3 tRNA genes and 3 rRNA genes are annotated in these 5,836 nt (G+C 55.0%); all 6 read left to right on the top strand.

Features of this window, described 5'->3' with window-relative positions:
* The first annotated feature begins 305 nt into the window (after positions 1-305).
* A 16S ribosomal RNA gene (locus TPR58_RS22615) occupies positions 306-1,794 on the top strand.
* Between the two features lie 174 nt (positions 1,795-1,968).
* Positions 1,969-2,045, top strand: a tRNA-Ile gene (locus tag TPR58_RS22610).
* A 136-nt stretch (positions 2,046-2,181) separates the two neighbouring features.
* Positions 2,182-2,257: transfer RNA gene (locus tag TPR58_RS22605), tRNA-Ala, on the top strand.
* Positions 2,258-2,649: 392 nt separating this feature from the next.
* Positions 2,650-5,441, top strand: a 23S ribosomal RNA gene (locus TPR58_RS22600).
* A gap of 114 nt (positions 5,442-5,555) precedes the next feature.
* A 5S ribosomal RNA gene (gene rrf, locus TPR58_RS22595) occupies positions 5,556-5,670 on the top strand.
* Together the 16S, 23S and 5S rRNA genes with 3 tRNA genes alongside form the textbook arrangement of a ribosomal RNA operon.
* 81 nt (positions 5,671-5,751) lie before the next feature.
* Positions 5,752-5,828, top strand: a tRNA-Met gene (locus tag TPR58_RS22590).
* The last annotated feature ends 8 nt before the right edge of the window (positions 5,829-5,836 follow it).

The following is a 5,836-nucleotide window of genomic DNA, read 5'->3' as shown; positions in this document are numbered from 1 at the left end:
CACCGCAGCGGGGCGCCACACGGAGCTTTGCAGCGGTCACCAAAAGCAAGGCGCACGGGACACCCCGAGAAAAGGGGTAGGACGGTGCGTCGGTTTTTGTCGCTCTTTGAAATTGTGATTTTGATGAAGGGACATGTGGGCGGCGGCTCCGGGTTCTGACGGCTTCTAGGCGTCGGATACTCGATTAAAGCAAGCCGTTCCTATATGTCCTACACGTTTCCATACGTGAAGAATTGTGCAGGAACGGCTCCTAGAAATGAGCTGTGATGCTCGGGGCCATTCCGCCTTGGGTGTCATGGAGCATCAAACTTGAGAGTTTGATCCTGGCTCAGAACGAACGCTGGCGGCATGCCTAACACATGCAAGTCGAACGAGATCTTCGGATCTAGTGGCGCACGGGTGCGTAACACGTGGGAATCTGCCCTTGGGTTCGGAATAACTCTCCGAAAGGAGTGCTAATACCGGATGATGTCGAAAGACCAAAGATTTATCGCCCAGGGATGAGCCCGCGTAGGATTAGCTAGTTGGTGAGGTAAAGGCTCACCAAGGCGACGATCCTTAGCTGGTCTGAGAGGATGATCAGCCACACTGGGACTGAGACACGGCCCAGACTCCTACGGGAGGCAGCAGTGGGGAATATTGGACAATGGGCGAAAGCCTGATCCAGCAATGCCGCGTGAGTGATGAAGGCCTTAGGGTTGTAAAGCTCTTTTACCCGGGATGATAATGACAGTACCGGGAGAATAAGCCCCGGCTAACTCCGTGCCAGCAGCCGCGGTAATACGGAGGGGGCTAGCGTTGTTCGGAATTACTGGGCGTAAAGCGCACGTAGGCGGCTTTGTAAGTTAGAGGTGAAAGCCTGGAGCTCAACTCCAGAACTGCCTTTAAGACTGCATCGCTTGAATCCAGGAGAGGTGAGTGGAATTCCGAGTGTAGAGGTGAAATTCGTAGATATTCGGAAGAACACCAGTGGCGAAGGCGGCTCACTGGACTGGTATTGACGCTGAGGTGCGAAAGCGTGGGGAGCAAACAGGATTAGATACCCTGGTAGTCCACGCCGTAAACGATGATAACTAGCTGTCCGGGCACTTGGTGCTTGGGTGGCGCAGCTAACGCATTAAGTTATCCGCCTGGGGAGTACGGTCGCAAGATTAAAACTCAAAGGAATTGACGGGGGCCTGCACAAGCGGTGGAGCATGTGGTTTAATTCGAAGCAACGCGCAGAACCTTACCAGCGTTTGACATGTCCGGTTTGGTTTCCAGAGATGGATTCCTTCAGTTCGGCTGGCCGGAACACAGGTGCTGCATGGCTGTCGTCAGCTCGTGTCGTGAGATGTTGGGTTAAGTCCCGCAACGAGCGCAACCCTCGCCTTTAGTTACCATCATTTAGTTGGGTACTTTAAAGGAACCGCCGGTGATAAGCCGGAGGAAGGTGGGGATGACGTCAAGTCCTCATGGCCCTTACGCGCTGGGCTACACACGTGCTACAATGGCAACTACAGTGGGCAGCAATCCCGCGAGGGTGAGCTAATCTCCAAAAGTTGTCTCAGTTCGGATTGTTCTCTGCAACTCGAGAGCATGAAGGCGGAATCGCTAGTAATCGCGGATCAGCATGCCGCGGTGAATACGTTCCCAGGCCTTGTACACACCGCCCGTCACACCATGGGAGTTGGGTTCACCCGAAGGCGTTGCGCTAACTCGCAAGAGAGGCAGGCGACCACGGTGGGCTTAGCGACTGGGGTGAAGTCGTAACAAGGTAGCCGTAGGGGAACCTGCGGCTGGATCACCTCCTTTCTAAGGATATCGGCGGAAAGCGCCGGGCCTACGGGTCCGGAAGAGCTTCCTCCATTCCAAAGAACATTGCCGCCGTCCTCATGTCCCTTCATCACTGGATACCAGCCGCAAGGCTGGTTGCCTGAGCAGGCTTTTGCCGCCCGCGGCCTTTGGGCCCGTTCGGGCTTGGCATGGGGGCCGGTAGCTCAGGTGGTTAGAGCGCACGCCTGATAAGCGTGAGGTCGTAGGTTCAACTCCTACTCGGCCCACCAGCGCAGCGAGCGAGATGAATTAGCGACGCTAATTCACACGCAAGCAAGCTCGGCCAGCGCTGCAAGGCGCGCCATAAGGCGCAGCTTTGCTGCGACTGACGGCGAGCAAGGTGCGCTGGAGCATGTCGACAGGTTCGGGGCCTTAGCTCAGCTGGGAGAGCGGTTGCTTTGCAAGCATCAGGTCATCGGTTCGATCCCGATAGGCTCCACCATTCCGCAGCGAGCAAGATGGATTGGCGACGCTAATCTACATGCGAGCAAGGACGGCCAGCGCTGCATAGCGCGCCACAAGGCGCAGCTTTGCTGCGACTGACGGCGTGCGGCGGCGCGGAAGCGCAACCTGACCAAGATATCCAGGGATGAAGATAACGAGATCCGCTGCGCGAGCAGCGGTAACGGCGATCCGAGGATCGCAGTTCTTTGACATTGTGAATGGGTTTTTCAAATCGATGCCGTGACGGCGTTGGTTTCAGCTGCAAGGCTGTGACTGGCGCCCGAACAAACAGCTGAGATTTATTATCTGCATCACGCGGCATCGCTACGCCGAGTGGCATGAGGGATTTTGGTCCTGAAGCCCAGCGTTGTCGTTGGTGGTGTGGACTCTCAAGTGTGAGGTAAGGGCATTTGGTGGATGCCTTGGCATGTACAGGCGATGAAGGACGTGGCACGCTGCGATAAGCGTCGGTGAGGTGTGAGCAACCTTTGACCCGACGATTTCCGAATGGGGAAACCCACCTTCACCAATTAATTCAGCCGGTGAGCGATCACTGGCCGAGTTAATTGAGGAAGGTATCACCGAAGTGAATTCATAGCTTTGGTGAAGCGAACCCGGGGAACTGAAACATCTCAGTACCTGGAGGAAAAGACATCAACCGAGATTCCGTTAGTAGTGGCGAGCGAACGCGGACCAGGCCAGTGCCTGATATTCAACTAGCAGAAGCTTCTGGAAAGAAGCGCCGTAGTGGGTGACAGCCCCGTATGCGAAAGTGATGTATCAGGACTCGAGTAGGGCGGGACACGTGTAATCCTGTCTGAACATAGGGGGACCACCCTCTAAGCCTAAATACTCGTACATGACCGATAGCGAACTAGTACCGTGAGGGAAAGGTGAAAAGCACCCCGATGAGGGGAGTGAAACAGTACCTGAAACCGAATGCCTACAAGCAGTGGGAGGGGCTATATGCCCTGACCGCGTACCTCTTGCATAATGGGTCTGTGACTTAATGTATCAAGCAAGCTTAAGCCGTTAGGTGTAGGCGCAGCGAAAGCGAGTCTGAATAGGGCGACTTAGTTTGATGCATTAGACCCGAAACCCGGCGATCTAGGCATGACCAGGATGAAGGTGGGGTAACACCCACTGGAGGTCCGAACCGATTAACGTTGAAAAGTTACCGGATGAGTTGTGTTTAGGGGTGAAAGGCCAATCAAGCCGGGAAATAGCTGGTTCTCCGCGAAAACTATTGAGGTAGTGCCTCGGACGAACACCCTAGGGGGTAGAGCACTGGATGGATGCGGGGGTCGCGAGATCTACCAACTCTAACCAAACTCCGAATACCTAGGAGTGATATCCGGGAGACAGACGGCGGGTGCTAAGGTCCGTCGTCAAAAGGGAAACAGCCCTGACCTACAGCTAAGGTCCCCAAGTCACGTCTAAGTGGGAAAGCATGTGGGAATCCCAAAACAACCAGGAGGTTGGCTTAGAAGCAGCCATCCTTTAAAGAAAGCGTAACAGCTCACTGGTCTAATCAAGGGTTCCTGCGGCGAAGATGTAACGGGGCTAAAGACGTGCACCGAAGCTTAGGGTGTGGATTTATCCACGCGGTAGCGGAGCGTTCCGTAAGTCTGTGAAGCGGTCTGGTAATGGACCGTGGAGATATCGGAAGTGCGAATGCAGACATGAGTAGCGATAAAAAGGGTGAGATGCCCTTTCGCCGAAAGACCAAGGGTTCCTGCGCAAGGCTAATCCGCGCAGGGTGAGCCGGCCCCTAAGACGAGCCCGAAGGGGGTAGTCGATGGGAACCACGTTAATATTCGTGGGCCTGGTGGTGTGTGACGGATCTCGTGTGTTGTACGTCCTTAACGGATTGGACGTGCTTCGAAGAGGTTCCAGGAAATAGCCCCACCGTATAGACCGTACCCGAAACCGACACAGGTGGTCAGGTAGAGTATACCAAGGCGCTTGAGAGAAGTGTCCTGAAGGAACTCGGCAAATTGCCTCCGTACCTTCGGAAGAAGGAGGCCCTGGCATTGCGCAAGCAGTGTCAGGGGGCACAGGCCAGGGGGTAGCGACTGTTTAGCAAAAACACAGGGCTCTGCTAAGTCGGCTTCAAGACGACGTATAGGGCCTGACGCCTGCCCGGTGCCTGAAGGTTAAGTGGAGGGGTGCAAGCTCCGAAATGAAGCCCAGGTAAACGGCGGCCGTAACTATAACGGTCCTAAGGTAGCGAAATTCCTTGTCGGGTAAGTTCCGACCTGCACGAATGGCGTAACGACTTCCCCACTGTCTCCAGGACATGCTCAGCGAAATTGAATTCTCCGTGAAGATGCGGAGTACCCGCGGTTAGACGGAAAGACCCCGTGCACCTTTACTGCAGCTTCAGAGTGGCATTAGGAAGGAACTGTGTAGAATAGGTGGGAGGCTTTGAAGCATTGGCGCCAGCCGATGTGGAGCCACAATGTGAAATACCACCCTGTTGTTTTCTGATGTCTAACCTCGAACCATGAAACTGGTTCAGGGACCCTCTGTGGCGGGTAGTTTGACTGGGGCGGTCGCCTCCTAAAGAGTAACGGAGGCGCGCGAAGGTTGGCTCAGGCCGGTTGGAAACCGGCTGTTAGAGTGCAATGGCATAAGCCAGCCTGACTGCGAGACTGACAAGTCGAGCAGAGACGAAAGTCGGTCATAGTGATCCGGTGGTCCCTCGTGGAAGGGCCATCGCTCAACGGATAAAAGGTACGCCGGGGATAACAGGCTGATAACCCCCAAGAGCTCATATCGACGGGGTTGTTTGGCACCTCGATGTCGGCTCATCACATCCTGGGGCTGGAGCAGGTCCCAAGGGTTTGGCTGTTCGCCAATTAAAGTGGTACGTGAGCTGGGTTCAGAACGTCGCGAGACAGTTTGGTCCCTATCTGCCGTGGGCGTCGAAATTTGAGAGGAGTTGACCCTAGTACGAGAGGACCGGGTTGAACGTACCTCTGGTGTACCTGTCGTCGTGCCAACGGCGCAGCAGGGTAGCTATGTACGGACGGGATAACCGCTGAAAGCATCTAAGCGGGAAGCCTCCCTCGAGATAAGATTTCTTAGAGCGGTCGAAGACCACGACCTTGATAGATCGGATGTAGAAGCACGGTAACGTGTGGAGCTAACCGATACTAATTGCTCTATTCGCACTTGATGAGTCCCACCATCAACGACAGCCCTGGACGGCTGATCGTCGATGAAAGATGATCATCACACCTGTTTGCACGGGCATCGATACGAAAAACCAATCAGTTGCACAGGCTTCATTGCTTGGTGACCATAGCGTCTGTGACCCACCCGATCCCATCCCGAACTCGGACGTGAAACCAGACTGCGCCGATGGTACTATCGCTCAAGCGATGGAAGAGTAGGTCGTCGCCAGGCATTGAAGCCTGTGCACCTGATTGTACGAAAAACCCATTCACATGTCGCCCTCCCCAAAAGGGAACGGCAAACCCCCGTTGTCGCGGGATGGAGCAGCCCGGTAGCTCGTCAGGCTCATAACCTGAAGGTCGCAGGTTCAAATCCTGCTCCCGCAACCAACGCGACA

It is taken from the genome of Sphingomonas rustica (assembly GCF_039652585.1).
Taxonomy (GTDB): domain Bacteria; phylum Pseudomonadota; class Alphaproteobacteria; order Sphingomonadales; family Sphingomonadaceae; genus Sphingomonas; species Sphingomonas rustica.
This window is presented reverse-complemented; position numbering and strand designations above follow the sequence as displayed.